13 protein-coding genes are annotated in these 16,127 nt (G+C 73.6%); 1 reads left to right on the top strand and 12 read right to left on the bottom strand.

Annotated features, from left to right (window positions below; genetic code table 11):
- Positions 1-13 precede the first annotated feature (13 nt).
- The 10 genes from ACZ7MX_RS34305 to ACZ7MX_RS34260 all read right to left on the bottom strand — a co-directional run bounded on the left by ACZ7MX_RS34305 (position 14) and on the right by ACZ7MX_RS34260 (position 11,339).
- The gene (locus tag ACZ7MX_RS34305; protein ID WP_472137914.1) at positions 14-1,252 is read right to left on the bottom strand and encodes a sugar ABC transporter permease; all 1,239 of its coding nucleotides are present in this window, start codon (positions 1,250-1,252) and stop codon (positions 14-16) included.
- Positions 1,249-2,025, bottom strand: coding sequence for an ATP-binding cassette domain-containing protein (locus ACZ7MX_RS34300; protein ID WP_472137912.1), 777 nt, complete (start codon positions 2,023-2,025; stop codon positions 1,249-1,251). The genes ACZ7MX_RS34305 and ACZ7MX_RS34300 overlap by 4 nt, the downstream gene beginning before the upstream one ends.
- Before the next feature lie 11 nt (positions 2,026-2,036).
- The gene (locus ACZ7MX_RS34295; RefSeq protein ID WP_472137982.1) at positions 2,037-3,131 is read right to left on the bottom strand and encodes a sugar ABC transporter substrate-binding protein; all 1,095 of its coding nucleotides are present in this window, start codon (positions 3,129-3,131) and stop codon (positions 2,037-2,039) included.
- A complete protein-coding gene (locus ACZ7MX_RS34290; protein WP_472137910.1) occupies positions 3,128-5,587 on the bottom strand; it encodes a SpoIIE family protein phosphatase in 2,460 nt (819 codons plus the stop codon). The genes ACZ7MX_RS34295 and ACZ7MX_RS34290 overlap by 4 nt, the downstream gene beginning before the upstream one ends.
- Before the next feature lie 175 nt (positions 5,588-5,762).
- A complete protein-coding gene (locus ACZ7MX_RS34285; protein ID WP_472137908.1) occupies positions 5,763-6,815 on the bottom strand; it encodes a zinc-dependent alcohol dehydrogenase family protein in 1,053 nt (350 codons plus the stop codon).
- Positions 6,816-6,956: 141 nt separating this feature from the next.
- Positions 6,957-7,259: a hypothetical protein gene (locus ACZ7MX_RS34280; RefSeq protein ID WP_472137906.1), complete on the bottom strand. Its 303-nt coding sequence runs from the start codon at positions 7,257-7,259 to the stop codon at positions 6,957-6,959.
- Between the two features lie 109 nt (positions 7,260-7,368).
- Positions 7,369-7,815: a hypothetical protein gene (locus ACZ7MX_RS34275; RefSeq protein ID WP_472137905.1), complete on the bottom strand. Its 447-nt coding sequence runs from the start codon at positions 7,813-7,815 to the stop codon at positions 7,369-7,371.
- A 182-nt stretch (positions 7,816-7,997) separates the two neighbouring features.
- The gene (locus ACZ7MX_RS34270; RefSeq protein WP_472137903.1) at positions 7,998-8,948 is read right to left on the bottom strand and encodes a hypothetical protein; all 951 of its coding nucleotides are present in this window, start codon (positions 8,946-8,948) and stop codon (positions 7,998-8,000) included.
- A gap of 115 nt (positions 8,949-9,063) precedes the next feature.
- Positions 9,064-10,524 (bottom strand): amino acid permease, encoded by a 1,461-nt coding sequence (locus ACZ7MX_RS34265; RefSeq protein WP_472137901.1) that lies wholly within the window; start codon positions 10,522-10,524, stop codon positions 9,064-9,066.
- A gap of 344 nt (positions 10,525-10,868) precedes the next feature.
- On the bottom strand, positions 10,869-11,339 hold the full coding sequence (locus tag ACZ7MX_RS34260; protein WP_472137899.1) for a MarR family winged helix-turn-helix transcriptional regulator: 471 nt from the start codon (positions 11,337-11,339) through the stop codon (positions 10,869-10,871).
- Positions 11,340-11,450: 111 nt separating this feature from the next.
- On the opposite strand from ACZ7MX_RS34260, the gene ACZ7MX_RS34255 reads away from it, so the two are divergent.
- A complete protein-coding gene (locus ACZ7MX_RS34255) occupies positions 11,451-11,861 on the top strand; it encodes an SRPBCC family protein (RefSeq protein WP_472137897.1) in 411 nt (136 codons plus the stop codon).
- Positions 11,862-11,912: 51 nt separating this feature from the next.
- On the opposite strand, the gene ACZ7MX_RS34250 is transcribed toward ACZ7MX_RS34255, so the two are convergent.
- Together ACZ7MX_RS34250 and ACZ7MX_RS34245 are read right to left on the bottom strand one after the other, a co-directional pair.
- Positions 11,913-14,375, bottom strand: a complete 2,463-nt coding sequence (locus ACZ7MX_RS34250; RefSeq protein WP_472137895.1) for a SpoIIE family protein phosphatase — start codon at positions 14,373-14,375, stop codon at positions 11,913-11,915.
- An 83-nt stretch (positions 14,376-14,458) separates the two neighbouring features.
- Positions 14,459-16,087, bottom strand: a complete 1,629-nt coding sequence (locus ACZ7MX_RS34245; protein WP_472137893.1) for a helix-turn-helix domain-containing protein — start codon at positions 16,085-16,087, stop codon at positions 14,459-14,461.
- Between the last annotated feature and the right edge of the window lie 40 nt (positions 16,088-16,127).

The raw sequence follows: 16,127 nt of genomic DNA, 5'->3' as shown, positions 1-16,127 counted from the left end.
AGGTACGTGGGAATTAACGACCATGCGCCCGCCGGGCCCGGCGGGAGAGGGAGTCGATGACCACGGCGAGGAGCAGTACTCCGCCGGTGATCATGAACTGGACGGCGGTCTGGATGCCCATCAGGGCGACCCCGGAGGCGATCGACTGGATGACCAGGACGCCGAGCAGGGCGGACCAGGTCCGGCCGCGGCCGCCGAAGAGGCTGGTGCCGCCGATGACCGCGGCGGCGATCGCGTCCATCAGCAGGTTGCCGGAGCCCGCGGTCTGGGTGGCCGAGGTGACCCGGGAGGCCAGGAACAGCCCGCCGATCGCGGCCATCGTCCCGGAGACCATGAACACCGAGATCCGCACCAGGTCCACGTTGATGCCGGTGCGGCGGGCCGCCTCCACACTGCCGCCGAGCGCGAAGATCATGCGCCCGTACGGTGTCCGGCGCAGCACCTGGTCGAGGCCGACCAGGAATCCCAGGAAGATCAGCAGGGCCAGCGGCAGGCCCTGGAACTGGTTGAGCACGAACGCCGCGGCCAGTGAGACGGCCGCCAGCACCCCGGTGCGCAGCACGATCTCGCCGAGCGGCCTGGCCGGCACCCCGGCGGCCCGGCGGCGCCGGACGTCCTGGTAGGAGACGAGGAAGTAGCCGGCCGTCCCGAGCGCCGCCAGGCCGTACGCGGCCACGACCGGGGTGAAGTAATAGCCGGTCAGCTGCGCCAGCAGGCCCTGGTCGTCGAGGTTGATGGTGCCGGCGGAGCCCAGGATGTAGAGCATCAGCCCGTTCCAGCCCAGCAGTCCGGCGAGGGTGACCACGAACGCGGGCACCCCGACCTTCGCGAAGAAGAACCCCTGCACGGCCCCGATCACGGCCCCGGCGAGGACGGCCAGGACCAGCGCGAGTCCTTCCGGGACGCCCTGGTTGACGTTGAGCACCGCGAACCCGGCCGCGGCCAGACCGCTCACCGAGCCGACCGACAGGTCGATCTCGCCGAGCAGCAGCACGAACACCACTCCGGTGGAGATCAGGCCGATGCCGACGATGTCCACGCTCAGGTTGGACAGGTTGCGCGGCGAGAGGAAGTTCTCGTTGAGGCTTTCGAAGATGATCCACACCACGAGCAGCCCGAGCACGACCGGGACCGAGCCCAGCTCCCCGCTGTGGAACCGGCGCCGGAGGGCCGCGAGCGGGTTCCGGCCGGTCCGCTCCGGTGCCGGCCGGGCGCGGCGCACCGCCTCCGCGCCCTCCCGCTGCCGGGTCATCGCTCCGTCTCCCAGTGCGCCGCGCGGCGGGAGACCGCGTTGTCGGTGGCCCCGGTGATGGAGGAGATGATCTGTTCGTGGGACGTGGTGGTCACGTCGAAGAAGCCGTTGTTGCGGCCCAGCCGGAGCACCGCGATCCAGTCCGCGACCGCCTTGACGTCGCCCATGTTGTGGCTGATCAGCAGCACTCCGAGGCCGCGTTCCCGCAGCTGCTCGACGAGGTCGAGGACCTGGGCGGTCTGCTCGATGCCCAGTGACGCGGTCGGCTCGTCCAGCAGCACCAGCCGCGGTTCGCCCAGCATCGAGCGGGAGATGGCGACGGTCTGCCGCTGGCCGCCGGACAGCGAGGCGACCGGCAGCCGGACGCTGGGCAGCCGGATGGCGAGGGTGTCGAGCAGGCCGAGCGTGACCCGCTCCATCTCCACCTCGTCCAGCAGCCCGACCCGGCGGATCTCCCGGCCGAGGAAGAGGTTGCCGACCACGTCGAGGTTGTCGCACAGCGCGAGGTCCTGGTAGACGGTGGCGATGCCCAGGTCCTGGGCCTCGTGCGGCCGGGTGATCTGCACCGGTCGGCCCTGCCACTCGATGGTGCCCTCGTCCGCCGGATCCACCCCGGCGATCACCTTGATCAGGGTGGACTTGCCGGCCCCGTTGTCCCCGACGAGCGCCACGACCTGACCGGCGCGGACCTCCAGGTCGACGTCCGCGAGGGCCTGCACGGCGCCGAACCGCTTGAAGATGCCGCGCAGCGCCAGCAGCGGAGGTGCTGACATGGGTACCTGCCTTAGCTGGTGAGCCCCGCCTTCCGGCAGGCGGAGGCGTACTTGGGGGTGCAGATCTGGTCGATGGTGTACATACCGTCCTTGACCACGGTGTCCTTGATGTTCGCCTTCGTCACCTCGATGGGCGTGAGCAGCACGGCCGGTATGTCGTGCAGGGTGGGGCTGTTGATCCGGTGCGGGGCCAGCCGGCCGAGCCGCTCACCGCGCCCCAGGGCGACCGCCATCGCGGCCGCGGCGTCGGCCTCGGGCTTGAAGGGCTTGAGGACGGTCATGATCTGTTCGCCCTGGAGGAGGCGCTGAACGGCGGGCAGTTCGGCGTCCTGGCCGGTGATCGGCGGCAGCGGGGAGATCTTGGCGGCCTTCAGCGCGGAGATGATGCCGGCGGCCAGGCTGTCGTTGGCGGAGTAGACCCCGTTGATGTGGTCGGCGCCGAGCGCCGCGATCGCGGCGGTCATGTTGCCGTTGGCGGCCTCCGGACGCCAGTCGGCCGTGTCGTACGACTTCCCGATCCGCACCTTGCCCCGGAGGACGGACAGCGCACCGCGCTTGAACCACGCGGAGTTGGGGTCGGTCGAAGCGCCGTTCATCATCACGATCTGCGCGCGGCGCGCGTTCGGGCCGAGTGCCCGCAGCAGCGCCTCGGCCTGCAGCCGGCCGACCTTCGCCCCGTCGAACGACACGTATGCCGAGATCGGGCCCTCCGCCAGCCGGTCGTAGGCGACGACCGGGATGCCGGCCCGGTGCGCGTCCTCGACCGAGGAGCGCAGCGACCGGGAGTCGGTGGCGTCGAGGATCAGCACGTCGACCCGCTTGGTGATCATCGCGTCCATCTGCTGCTGCTGGGTGGCGACGTCGTGCTGGGCGCTGACGGTCTCCACCGTGCACTTGGCGCACATCTGGTGGATCCGCTGTTCGATCAGCGGCTTGTCGAAGTGGTAGAAGCGCGAGGTGCTGTCCGGCAGGAGCACCCCGATCCGCAGGGTGCCGGGGGAGGAGGCCGTCCGGTGCCCGCCGCCGGCCTCGCCGCAGGCCGCCGGGCCGGCCAGCAGTCCCAGCGCGGCCAGTGCGACGACGGCCCTGCGCAGACGCCCGGTCACCACGCCGGACCCCCTTCCCCCGCCTGGACGGTCTCGATCCGCTCGTCCGGCTGCAGGCTGATCTCGCTCCACACCTGCTTGCCGCCGCTCAGCGGCACCGAGCCCCACGACGCCGACATCGCCTCGACGAGCAGCAGTCCGCGGCCGCCGGTCGCCTCCCAGTCCACGCTCGCCGGCTTGACCGGGGTCCGCGGTGAGGCGTCGTTGACCGCGATCCGCAGCCGGTCGGCGGCCAGCGTCAGATCCAGTCGCACCTCGCCCTGGGTGTGCGCGATGGCGTTGGTGACCAGTTCGGACACCACCAGCAGCGCCACGTCCATCTCCTCGGTCACGCCCCACGTGCGCAGCGTGCGGCCGGTGAAGCGACGGGCGTGCATCACCGCGTCGGGCAGCCGCCACACCGCCCAGTGGGCGCGGGTCGGGCGGACCCGCATGCCGTCGTAGCGCAGGACCAGGACCGCCACGTCGTCGTCCCGCCGCTTGGCGCTGCCCAGCAGCTCGTCGGCGACCCGCCCGGGTTCGGCCGGATCGGCGGCCGCGAGCACGTCGCACACCCGGCGCATCCCGTCCTCCAGGGGGAGGCTGGCCGACTCGGCCAGGCCGTCGGTGAGCAGCACCAGCAGCGTGCCGGGCGTCAGCCCGACCTCGGTCAGCGGGAACTCGCCCTCCGCGGCGACCCCGAGCGGCGGCCCGCCCTCGACGGTCAGCTCCTCGGTCCGGCCGTCCGGGTGCCGCAGCACCGGCGGCAGATGCCCGGCCCGCACGAACCAGGCGATGCCCTCCTCCATGTCGAGGTCCACATAGGCGCAGGTGGCGAAGAGATCGGTCTCCATGCCGAGCAGCAGCCGGTTGGCGTGCGCGATCACCACGTCCGGCGGGTGGCCCTCCACCGCGTACGCCCGGATCGCGGTGCGCATCTGGCCCATGATCGTGGCGGCGCCCGCGCTGTGCCCCTCGACGTCCCCGATCACCAGCGCCACATGGCCGTCGGAGAGCGGGATGACGTCGTACCAGTCACCGCCCACCTCCAGGCCCATGGTGGCCGGCAGGTAGCGGACCGCGGTGACCCCGCCGGCCAGTGTCGGCAGGGTGCGGGGCAGCAGGCTGCGCTGGAGCATGGTGGCGAGCTCATGGCCCGCGTCCAGCGCGTGCGCGCGGACCAGGGCCTGGCCGACCAGCCCCGCGGTCGCGGTCAGCAGCGACCTCTCCTCCGGCCCGAAGCGGTGCTCGGTGTCCCAGCCGAGCAGGCACACGCCGACCACCCGGCCCTCGGCCGGCAGCGGCAGGACGGCCAGTCCGCCCGGCCCGATGTCCGCGAGCCCCGGTTCGAGCTCCGCCCCCGGGGGCCACAGCGCCACATGGCCGCCCCGCAGGACGCCTTCCAGCGTGGGCAGGGCGTGACACGAGGCGTCGGGCCATTCGGTGCGCCACTCGCGCTGCCAGCTCGCGGGCCAGAACTCCGGCTCGGGGGGATCGAGGACGGTGACCACGAGCCGGTCGGCCTCCAGCTCTGCGACCCCGATCCGGCTGGCGGCCAGCGGCGGCCGCAGCACGTCGACCACCGCCCGGCTGACCTCCCGGATGGTGGTCGCACCGGCCAGCGCGGTCGACAGCCGCTGGACGACGGACACCTCGTCGGCGCTGGGGCGCAGGTAGGAGGCGTCGGCGACCACCCCCAGCATCCGCTCCGGCGCCCCGCCGGCGTCGTACCGCACCCGGCAGCGCAGGCTCAGCCAGCGCAGTTCACCGTTGGGCCGGCGGATGCGGAAGGACAGCTGCTGCCCGGAGACGGGCAGTCCGCCCGGTTCCACGATCGACATCAGCGCCGGCACGTCGTCCGGCGCGGTCCGCTCCAGCAGCGTCTCGACCCGCCGGTCGAACTCCTGCTGCGGGATCCCGAACAGCTCCAGCACCAGGGCGTCCGCGTCGATCCGGCCGGTGCGCAGCACCAGCGTGAAGGCGCCGCCGCGCAGGGTGCCCAGGCCGGGGCCGAGCAGCGACTGCCGCTCGGTGCGCGCCATGACCCGGGCGGCCACCGCCTCCAGGCCGGCGGCCACCTGGTCGGCGTGCAGCTCCAACAGATGCCTCCGGTCCTCGTCGAAGGCGTGCGCCGCCTGGTCGACGACGACGAGACAGCCCAGCCGCCGGGTGTCGTCGCCCAGTGGCAGCGCCCCGAGCGAGACCTCGCCGTGCTCGTCGAGTTCGGCGGCGCCCACCCACTGCGGCCGGCCGGTGCGGAAGGCCGCGGCGACCGGCGAGTTGCCGGACACGTCGTAGCTGGCCGGCAGTCCGAAGCGGACGCCGGAGCCACCCACCATCTCGGCCAGGTGGAGTTCGCCGTCCCCTTCGGCCGGGACATAGACGGCGGTCAGCTCGGCCCCGGACGACCCGAGGACCCGCGTGGTCACTGCCTGCACCGCCTCCGTACGCGGAGGGAAGCCGTTGTCGTACGCCACGGTTGCCGAATCCGCCCTCGGGGCCAGGGCTCCACCCCGCCGCCATTTCATCGGATATGCCGTAATTTACCGCTTTGCTTCCATGGTGCGGCATCCGGCGAGTCCGGAGCCAGTCGGCATCCACGCCTGCGCACCCCGTTCACGGTGGGTGACCGAGGGCCGGGCCCCCGCCCGGTCAGGTGGGCACCAGCACCGCCGCGCCCCGCACCCGGCCTGCGGCCAGATCGGTCAGCGCCTGCGGCGCACGGGCGAGCGCATACGGACTGGCGGTGACCTGGATGCCGATCCGTGCCGCGGTCCGCAGGAACTCCTCGCCGTCCTGGCGGGTGTTGGAGGTCACGCTGCGCAGATCGCGCTCGTGGAAAAGGTGGCGCTGGTAGTCGAGCACCGGGATGTCGGTGAGGTGGATCCCGGCGATGGCGAGGGTGCCCGACCGGTCCAGTGCCTCCAGTGCCACCGGCACCAGGTCGCCCACCGGCGCGAAGAGGATCGCCGCGTCCAGCGGTTCGGGCGGCCGGTCGTACGCGTCGCGGGCCGAGGTCGCCCCCAGGTCGAGGGCGAGTTGACGGGCCGCCGCCGTCCGGGTCAGCACATGGACGCGGGCGCCCTCGGCCAGCGCGACCTGCGCGGCCAGATGCGCCGAGGCCCCGAACCCGTAGATGCCGAGCCGGCCGCCCGGCGGCAGCGCGCTGCGGCGCAGTGCCCGGTAGCCGATGATCCCGGCGCACAGCAGCGGCGCCAGCTGCACGGCGCTGTGGTCCTCCGGGAGCGGATAGGCGTAGTCCGCGGGGACCAGGGCGGCCTCGGCGAACCCGCCGTCGGCGTCCCAGCCGGTGTACCGGGAGGCCGGACAGAGGTTCTCGCGGCCCGCCCGGCAGTAACGGCAGCCCCCGCAGGTGCCGCGCAGCCAGGCCCCGCCGGCCCGGTCACCGACCCGGAACCGGCCGACCGCGGCCCCCGTGGCGACGACCCGGCCGACGATCTCGTGCCCCGGTACGGTCGACGGGCGGCGCGGCGGCAGATCCCCTTCGGCCAGATGGAGATCCGTACGGCAGACCCCGCACGCCTCGACCCGCAGCAGCAGATCGCCGGGGCCCGGCGCGGGAACGGGGCGCCGCACCGCCACCAGCGGCCCCGAGGCCACCGGACCGGGCCGTCCGACGGCCCAGGCGGACGCCAGCTCCGGGCCGGAGACCGGCGCCGGGGCTCCGGCCGTGTGTGCGGCCATGCGTCCAGCATCGCGCCGGGCAGGGAGGCGGACAAACGGGAGCGGAGCGCGTACTGCGGCGCCGGCGGGCGGGCTCCCGGGGCACGCCGCCCCGGCCTTGTCGCCCGGCTCACCTCGTCAGTCGTTGCCCGCCCCCTCTCGTCAGGAGGCCGAGGCGCTCCGGCCGTCGGGCGGGCCGGCCCGGCGTTTCCGACGGAGGCGCAGGGTGCGCAGCAGCGCGGTCAGCGGCCGCCGGCGCTCGCGGACGGCGGGGGCGCCGGCGCCCGGCGCGGCCGCGGTGTCCGCCGCGTCCGGGGCACCCGGCGCCGGATCGGCCGGGCCGCCCGACGGCGGCCGGCCGGGCGGCGGTGAGGTGGCCGGGGGAGGGGTTTTCGGGTGGGGGACGGTGCGCGAGGCCTCGGCGCGGACGAGCGCGCCCAGGGCCCCGAAGATGTCGCGGGGCATACCGGTTCTCCTGCGGTGCCGGTCCTGTGGGCGGATGGCGGCAGGCCGCGCCGGCCGCGCCCCGGTGTCCCCTCGAGGGGTGGGGGCAGGCGGGCGCGGCCGGGCCCGGTCAGCAGCGCAGAACGGTCACGCCCCCCGAAGGCGCGGCGGCGGCAAAGGCGCGGGCGGCACCGGACACCGGGACGCCGCTCGCGGTACGGGCGGCCGCCACCGGTGACGCCCCGAGCGCCTTGCCGGCCGCCCCGGTCGGGACGTGGTGGCGCAGATGGCAGACCGACCCCTCGCACCGGTGGCGGACGCCGCTGCCCGGATGCCTGTGGTCGTCGTCGGCGGACGCCAGTACCGGTGCCTGCGCGGCGCACGGCCGCTCGGCCGGTGCGGACGCGACGGGGGCCGCGGCCCGGGTGGCGCAGGCCCCGGCAACGGCACCGGCCGGCGGCGCCTCCGGGGAGTCCGGGGCGAACGCCGCGTGCAGCAGGGCCAGCAGAGCGATCAGGAACAGCACGCGCCGGCCCCGTGTCGCCGCGGAGCGGCCGGTGCTGACGGTGTCCCGCATACGGATCTCCCCAGGCTCTTCAGGAAGGGATCCCCGGTACGACAGCGGGACACTCCGGAGAGACCGGAATGAGCCCCGCATTCCACCCGTTCCGGCTACTGCCCGTACGTATGCCCCGCAATCGGACAGGCCGTTACGGGTTCCAGCAGCCCGGACAAGGACGTGGACGCGGGGCGCCCGCCCTACTTGTCCGCCGTGGCCCGCTCGAAGTGGTGCGTGAACCGCTCCAGGGGCTCGCCGTCGAGGCTCCACGGCCAGGGCGTGGCGATGCCCTTCGTGGCCCGCAGGACGATCGCCGCCTCGGTCATCCGGGCGGACTTGATCAGGGCGTAGGCCAGTACGTTCAGGTCCGCCATGGCCTGGGCGTGATGCAGGTAGCCGGGGGCCGGCCAGTACCGTGCCGCCTGGTCGAGGGCCCGGGCGGCGTCCGGGCGGCGCCAGATCTCGCCCGCGCCCAGGGCGGACAGCCCACCGGTGGCCACCGCCCGCTGATGGGCGCGGACCAGCGCGGTCAGTTCCAGGCCGGCGGCGGGGGCGTCCGGCGGCATGCTGTTGCGGACACCGTCGAGCAGGTCCAGCACCAGGGCGCTGGATCCGCACTCGTCGGGCGAGAGGTAGCCCAGGGCCTGGAGGTGCGCCTCGCGGTTCCAGGGGTCGCGGGCCTTGATCTCGCGCCAGATCGCCGACAGTTCCTGGGACGGGCGGCGCTCCAGCCGCAGCACGGCCAGCTGCAGGGTCCACGGTGTGGGATCGGCGGGCGCCAGATCGGCCGCGATCCGGCAGGTCTCCCGGGTCTCGGCCAGATCGACGGCGGAACCCGGCTCGCGGGCCCGGAGGAGATCGGACCAGGCGTGCAGCAGCAGGGCGCCCGGGTCGTGCGGGCTGTGCCGCCGCCAGATGCCGGGCAGCCCCCGGCCGGCCGACGCGGCCAGCACCGCCAGCCGGTGCGCCCTGCGGTCCCAGTCCTCGCCCGTGTCGTCGAGCAGCTGGCCCATCGTGGCCATCACGGCGGTGTCCAGCGAGCCGCGGGACCAGGCGGTCTCGACGCGCTTCCGGGTCCGGCCCAGGGTGACGTCGTCGAGTTCCGGGGCCATCCGGGGAACGTTGTCCTTGCGGCGTCTGAAGACGGGCATCGTCGTGGGCTGGCCTTCCGGAGGGGAGTCGTGGGCGGCGGGGGGCGGCGGTGAAGGGATGGTACGGGGCGGTGGCGTGCCGTGCACACCACCGCCCCTACGGGTTCGCTTTCTGCTAGCGGGCGAGACCCGCCGTCTTGTCGGACCTGCCGCCGATCCGGTCGCGGATCAGGGAGATCCCGACGACCACGACCGCCAGCAGCACCGACAGCAGCACCTGGATGCGGCCGCCGCCCGCGCTGTCGTCGGTCAGCATGTAGGCCAGCACGAAGGTGATCATCGCGATCGTGGCCCAGGTCAGGTACGGGAACAGCCACATCCGTACGACCAGCTTGTCCGGGTTCTCGCGCAGGATGATCCCGCGCATCCGCAGCTGCGAGAAGCAGATCACCAGCCACACGAAGAGCGCGACCGCGCCCGAGGAGTTCAGCAGGAACTGGAAGACGGTGGTCGGCCACAGGTAGTTGAAGCCGACCGCGACGAAGCCGAAGATGACCGAGGCCAGGATCGCGGCCTGCGGGACGCCGCGCGCGCTGGTCCGGGCGAAGCTCTTCGGCGCGTCGCCGCGCTGGCCGAGCGAGAACGCCATCCGCGAGGCGGTGTAGAGGCCGGAGTTCAGGCAGGACAGCACGGCGGTCAGCACGATGACGTTCATGATCTCGCCGGCGTGCGGGATGCCTATGGAGTCCAGGGCCGCGACGTAGGAGCCCTTCTTGGTGATCGAGGGGTCGTTCCACGGCAGGAGGGAGACGACGACCAGGATCGAGCCGAGGTAGAAGATGCCCACCCGCCAGATCACGCTCTTGGTGGCCTTGGTGACCGCGCGCTCGGGGTCCTCGGACTCACCGGCGGCGAGGGTGACGATCTCGGAGCCCATGAAGGAGAAGACGACCATCAGGACGCCGGTGAGGATCGCGCTGGGCCCGTGGGGCAGGAACCCACCGTGCGAGGTCAGGTTGCCGAAGCCGGTCGCCGCGTGGCCGGTGCCGGGCAGCACGCCGAAGATCGCCAGGCCGCCCAGGACGATGAAGGCGGCGATGGCGACGACCTTGATGCCCGCGAACCAGAACTCGAACTCGCCGAAGGAGGCGACCGAGGCGAGGTTGGTGGCGGTCAGGACGACCATCACGATCAGCGCCCAGGCCCACTGCGGGACGGCCGGGACCCAGCTCGTGAGGATGGCGGCACCGGCGGTCGCCTCCACGGCGAGCACGACGACCCAGAAGAACCAGTACAGCCAGCCGATGGAGAAGCCCGCCCAGCGGCCGAGCGCCCGGTCCGCGTACGCGGAGAAGGAGCCGGAGGTGGGGTTGGCCGCCGCCATTTCGCCGAGCATCCGCATGACGAACACGACCAGCGCGCCGACCAGGGCGTAGGACAGGAGGATGCCGGGGCCGGCCGCGGCGATGCCCGACCCGGAGCCGACGAACAGGCCCGCGCCGATGACGCCGCCCACGGCGATCATGGACAGGTGGCGGTTCTTGAGGCCGGAGCGCAGTCCTGACTGCTGCGACGCCGACCCGCCTTCCGGGGGTGCGGGCGGAGCGGTCAGATGGCTCTGGGGAGGTGTGCTCATTGCGACATCCGTTGAGGGTTTGGAGGGGTCATGCATGGGTGACTGCTGGGATCGCCTCGGTATGGACGCACGACGGGGCCGGGTGCTACCAGGTGGCGATCATGGCCCTGTCGAATGTCGGAAGCGGCGGCACGGGGCCGCGGATTCCGGATGCTCGCGCGGGTGGGGAGCGCTGATCGCGCCGCCGCAGCGTGCCCGGCCTCCTCGTGAGAGGTGAGCGTCATCACGTCCGAATGGATTTGCGTCAGCGTATGTGGCGATGCGCTGCGGCGTATTTGTGAGGGCCGACAAAGTCACCCCTGATGGCTGTGCGACCGGCCAATGCGGAATCCGTTGCCGACCGCCTACGAGGGTTCCCTCCGGTGCGGGGCGCGCCCGCCCTCGGCGCGTTCCCGGCGGTCCAGTTCGGCGAGCAGCCGGTGCAGGAACGCCCTGGTGTCGGTGACCGCGGACGCCGGGAGCGCGGGGGCCAGGGCGCGGTGGACGGCGGTGGCCCGCTCCGTGACGCGGGCCAGCGCCCGCCGCCCCTCGGAGGTGAGCACCAGCAGCGGGGAGCCGCGGTGGTCCGGGTTGGGTTCGAAGGTGAGGTGGCCCAGGTCCGCGAGGTCGTTGGCCACCCGCTGCACGTTCTGCCGGCTGACCCCGAGCCGCCGGGCCGCCTGCGGCACCGTCACGGTCGCGTCCGACACCACGCTCAGCACCTGCCACCTGGCCTGGGTGAGCCCTTCCGCCTGCGCGGTGCGCTCGCCCAGGCGGCGCAGCGCCCCGGCGGCCTCGAAGACATCGGCCACCAGTAGGGCCATTTCGTCCGGCACTCGGTCCTCCTTCCGGCGCCCTTCCCGGGCCGCCTCCCGCATATTGACAACGTCTTGTCAGAGTAGCAATGTGTTGTCTATATGCACAGTACGGCACCAGAAAGGCCCGCCATGAACACCAGTCGCTCGGTCACCAAGACCGTCACCATCGACCGCCCGCCGGACGAGGTGTTCGCCTTCCTCGCCGACCCGGCCAACTGGCCGCAGTGGGCCGTGGTGAACGTCCGGTCCGTCGAACCCACCGAGGACCCGCAGTGGTGGCGGATGTCCACCCCGCACGGGCCCGCCAGGCTCCGGATCCGCCCGCACGCCGCCCTGGGCGTCCTGGACCACGACTACCTCGACGACACCGCCTCCTGGCAGGTGCCCGCCCGCGTCGTGCCCAACGGCGCCGGCGCCGACTTCATGATCACGTTCTTCCGCCCGCCGACCCTCTCCGACGAGGACTTCCTCGAACAGGCCGCCCTGGTCGACACCGAACTGGCGACGCTCAAGGACGTACTGGAACGCCCGCGGCCGTGACCGGGCCGGACGGGTGCGCCGGCCCGCGACGCCCGCTGCCGGGCCGGGCCGTCACGCCACTTCCGCCTCGGACGGCAGGTCCTGCTCGGCCCAGATGATCTTGCCGGTCGGGGTGTAGCGGGTGCCCCAGCGCCGGGTCGTCTGGGCGATGATGAACAGCCCGCGGCCGCCCTCGTCGGTCGTCCGGGCATGGCGCAGATGCGGCGCGGTGCTGCCGCCGTCGAAGACCTCGCAGATCAGCCCGTCCTGCCGGATCAGCCGCAGGGTGATCGGGCCGGTGCCGTGCCGGATCGCGTTGGTGACCAGCTCGCTGACGACCAGCTCCGTCGTGAACTGCAGCTCCTCCATGCCCCAGGCGGCCAGCTGCCGGCCGGCCAGCGCCCGGGCGTTGCCGACCACGGCCGGGTCGGCGGGCAGGTCCCAGGAGGCCACCTGGTGCGCACCCAGCGCACGGGTACGGGCCAGCAGCAGCGCCGCGTCGTCCGACGGCGGCCCGGTCAGCAGCGCCTTGACCACCCGGCCGCCGATGTCCGTGAGCGTCGCCCCGGGCGACGTCAGCGCGCCGCTCAGCCGGGCCAGCCCGACCCCGATGTCCGGATCGCAGGTCTCGATCATTCCGTTGGTGTAGAGGGCGAGCAGACTGCCCTCGGGCAGCTCACGCTCGACCGCCTCGAACGGCAGCGAGCCCAGCCCCAGCGGTGGACCGGGGGGCAGGTCGATCAGCTCGACCGTGCCGTCCGGCCCGGCCACCGCGGGCGGGAGGTGCCCGGCCCGCGCCAGGCAGCACCGCCGGCTGACCGGGTCGTAGACCACGTACAGACAGGTCGCGCCCAGGAAGGTGGCCGCCACCGTGGCGTTCTCGGTGTCCGGTGCCGGCTCGGCGCCGTAGGTCTTCACCAGGCCGATGACCAGGTCGTCCAGCCGGGCCAGCAGCTCGTCGGGCGGCAGGTCGAGGTTGGCCAGGGTGTGCACCGCCGTCCGGAGTCGGCCCATGGTGGCCGCGGCGTTGATGCCGTGACCGACCACGTCCCCCACGACCAGCGCCACCCGGGCGCCGGACAGCGGGATCACGTCGAACCAGTCGCCGCCCACCCCGCTCGGCGCGTCGGCCGGGAAGTACCACGACGCGACCTCCAGGGCGGAGCCGCCGGTCAGTTCGTGCGGCAGCAGGTTCTGCTGCATCACCCGCGCCGCGGTCCGCTCCCGCGTGTAGCGGCGCGCGTTGTCGACGCACACCGCGGCCCGCGCCACCAGCTCCTCGGCCAGCCGCACGTCGTCCGCGGTGAACGGCCCCAGCCGGCGCGAGCGGAAGAACGTCGCCGCGCCCAGCGTCACCCCGCGGGCCTGCACCGGCGCCACCATCACCGACCGGAACCCGTACGCACGGATCACCGCGCCGCGTGCCGGGTCCTCGGTCACCCAGGCGCTGGTCGCCTGGTCCAGGGCCGTCTCCACCAGGGACTCGCCGGCCAGCAGACAGCGGGTGATGGGCGAGGCCGGGGAGCGCTGCACGGCCTCGCCGACCGCCAGCCCCGCTTCCGGGCAGCCCTCGTTGACCGACTGCTGGCCGCAGCGCCGCATCAGCAGACTGCTGTCGACCGGCCCGGGCACCGGCTCGTCGCCGCGGAGGACCGAGTCCAGCAGATCGACGGCGACGAAGTCGGCGAGCGCCGGCACCGCGACCTCGGCCAGCTCCTGGGCGGTGCGGGTGACGTCCAGCGTGCTGCCGATCCGGGCACTGGCGTCGTTCAGCAGGGCCAGCCGCTCCTGCGCCCGCCAGCGCTCGGTGACGTCGATGACCATGTACCAGATGCCGATCCGCCGGCCCTGCGGATCCGCCAGCCCGAAGAAGGACGCCGAGTAGGCGCGCTCCTGGCTGGGGTCGGCATAGGTGGGGCTGCGGAATTCGTAGTCCATCACCGGGGTGCCGGTGCGCAGGACCCGCAGCATCCGCTCGTGGAAGGCTTCCGCCTCCAGCGGCGGCAGGACCTGGTCCACGGTCCGCCCCAGCCGGCGTTCGAGGGGGATCAGCCGCTCCAGCACGTCGTTGACCCACACGTAGCGCAGCTCGGTGTCCAGCACGGCCATGCCGACCGGGGCGTGCGCCAGGAACGGTTCGAGCATCAGCTGGTTGACCCCGCCGCCCGGCGTCCGCCACTCCTCCAGGGCGAACACCGACCACCGCTCCCCGCCGGCGCCGTCGAGCACCGGCGTGACCTGGACGGCCAGCTGCAGATCGCGGCCGTCGCGGTGGCGCGCGGCCACCGAACCGCCCCAGCCGTCGCCGGTCCGGCACCACGCGGCGACCGCGGCCGCCCGCTCCTTGTCGCCGGGCAGCGCCAGCAGTTCCGCAGCGGGGTGGTGGAGGATCTCCTCGGCCCGGTAGCCGAGCAGCCGCTGCGCGGCCACGGTCCAGGAGATGATCAGCCCCTGTGCGTCCAGTTCGGCCGTGGCCGCCTTCGCGAGGTCACCTGCCCGGCCGGAACCGCCCGGTCGTGCCTTGTCGGAGCTCATGATCGCCAGTCCGTCGGCTCAACGAAGCGTCTCGCCCAGTCTAGGAGTTTTACCGACCGACAGCCGCTGCACTCGGTGACGGATCAGGGGGCCGGCGGCAGCCGCAGTTGCAGCATGGCCAGCAGGCGCTGGTCGGGGCGGCTGAGGTCGAGGCCGGTCAGCTCCTCGGCCCGCCGGATCCGGTAGCGGAGGGTGTTGGGGTGCACGTGCAGCTCGGCGGCGGCGGCCCGGACGTCGCCGAAGGCGTTCAGATAGGCGAGCACGGTCCCGGCCAGCTGCCCCTGGTTGCGGCTGTCGTGCGCGACCAGCGCGGTCAGCCGCGGATCTCGCATCTCCGGATGGCCGGAGAGCAGCGTCAGCACCTCGCTGACCAGCACCTCCGCCTGGATGTCCGGCAGCGCGGCGACCGTCGTGGCGACGCCCACGCTCATCATGGCGTCCAGGATGCGGTCCGCCTCCCGCCGCGACTCGGGGACCTCGCCCAGCGCCGGCACGATGCAGCCGACCGAGCCGCGCAACGACAGCCCCAGGTGGCGGCGGACCGCGTCGGTGATCTCCTGCCCCCAGCAGCGCAGGGTGCCGAGGTCGATGCTGCGCGGCAGCTGCGGCAGCAGCACATAGGTCCGGGAGTCGGCCTGGGTGACCAGGGCGCTGCGGTGCCGGGCGGCGGTGTGCACCGAGACCAGGTTGCCGACCTCGGCGCGGGCCAGCTCCGGCGGCGGGGCCTCGGGCCCGTAGGAGAAGCCCAGGACGGCCGCCGGGCGGGCGGCGTCGAGGCCCAGGTGGGAGGCGAGCGGCTGCGGCCCGGTGGTGCCCTCCAGCAGTCCGGCTGCCAGGGTGCGGGTCAGCGTGACGTCCGCCGAGAGCTCCCGGCGGCGGCGCACGAGATGCTGTGCGGCGACCCGGGCCGCGCCCAGCAGCGCCTGGTCGCAGTGGTCGGTCAGCGGCGTCGAGCCCTCCTGCACCCAGATGGTGCCCAGCTGCCGCTCCCCGGCCCGGATCGCCACCGCGAGCCGGGCGCGGATGCCCAGCTCCGGATGGCTGTCGATGCGGATCACCTCGTCGGAGGCGCGCAGCCGCTGGAAGACCCCCCACTTCCGGAGCCGGGCCAGATACGCCTCGGGGCCGTGCCAGCCCAGGATGGACAGCCGCCGCAGATCGTCGACCTCGTCGGAGTCGGTGGAGCGGGAGTACGCCAGCACCCGGTTCGCGGTGTCCTCGATGCTGACGATGCCGCCGGTGAGGACGGCGGTGGTCTGGGCGAGCGAGAACAGGTCGCCCTCCTCGTCGCCCGCTCCGGGCAGCCCCGGCGGCGCGCTCTCCAGGGCCGCCCGGGCCAGTGCGTCGATCTGCTCCCAGCGCGCCTCACTGCGGACGGACAGCAGCGCGATCCCGGCCTCGACGGCGGTCTCGCTGAGCGCCGCGGCCTGGCCGGGGGCGTCGAGCTTGACCGCGACCGCGGCCGCCCCGTCGCGCCCGCCGGCCCGCAGCGCGGGGAACGCGGCGCGGCCGCGGGCGCCTATGGCGAGGATCAGCTCGCCGGGGCGGGCCATCGGCGGGTCCTCGGGGTCGAGCAGGGCGACGCTGCGGATCTCGACGTCCAGCCCGGCGGGCGCCGCCTGCAGCTCGACCAGCGGCTCGCCCAGCGACATCAGCAGCTGGCGCAGGCTGATGCCGGTACGGGGTGGTGATGCCGCCGCGGCGGTGTCCATGATCGGCGCCTCTGCTGGGTCGGTTCGGCCCGGGCCGGAC

The organism is Streptomyces sp. NPDC107765 (genome assembly GCF_055657085.1).
The sequence above is the reverse complement of the archived record's forward strand: the minus strand, read 5'-3'. Positions and strand labels throughout refer to the sequence as shown.

What these genes read in the sequence shown, in the direction of transcription:
- ACZ7MX_RS34305 (WP_472137914.1), bottom strand. Translation starts at nt 1,252, where the DNA reads ATGACCCGGCAGCGGGAGGGCGCGGAGGCGGTGCGCCGCGCCCGGCCG.
- ACZ7MX_RS34300 (WP_472137912.1), bottom strand. Translation starts at nt 2,025, where the DNA reads ATGTCAGCACCTCCGCTGCTGGCGCTGCGCGGCATCTTCAAGCGGTTC.
- ACZ7MX_RS34285 (WP_472137908.1), bottom strand. Translation starts at nt 6,815, where the DNA reads ATGGCCGCACACACGGCCGGAGCCCCGGCGCCGGTCTCCGGCCCGGAG.
- ACZ7MX_RS34280 (WP_472137906.1), bottom strand. Translation starts at nt 7,259, where the DNA reads ATGCCCCGCGACATCTTCGGGGCCCTGGGCGCGCTCGTCCGCGCCGAG.
- ACZ7MX_RS34275 (WP_472137905.1), bottom strand. Translation starts at nt 7,815, where the DNA reads ATGCGGGACACCGTCAGCACCGGCCGCTCCGCGGCGACACGGGGCCGG.
- ACZ7MX_RS34270 (WP_472137903.1), bottom strand. Translation starts at nt 8,948, where the DNA reads ATGCCCGTCTTCAGACGCCGCAAGGACAACGTTCCCCGGATGGCCCCG.
- ACZ7MX_RS34265 (WP_472137901.1), bottom strand. Translation starts at nt 10,524, where the DNA reads ATGAGCACACCTCCCCAGAGCCATCTGACCGCTCCGCCCGCACCCCCG.
- ACZ7MX_RS34255 (WP_472137897.1), top strand. Translation starts at nt 11,451, where the DNA reads ATGAACACCAGTCGCTCGGTCACCAAGACCGTCACCATCGACCGCCCG.
- ACZ7MX_RS34250 (WP_472137895.1), bottom strand. Translation starts at nt 14,375, where the DNA reads ATGAGCTCCGACAAGGCACGACCGGGCGGTTCCGGCCGGGCAGGTGAC.
- ACZ7MX_RS34245 (WP_472137893.1), bottom strand. Translation starts at nt 16,087, where the DNA reads ATGGACACCGCCGCGGCGGCATCACCACCCCGTACCGGCATCAGCCTG.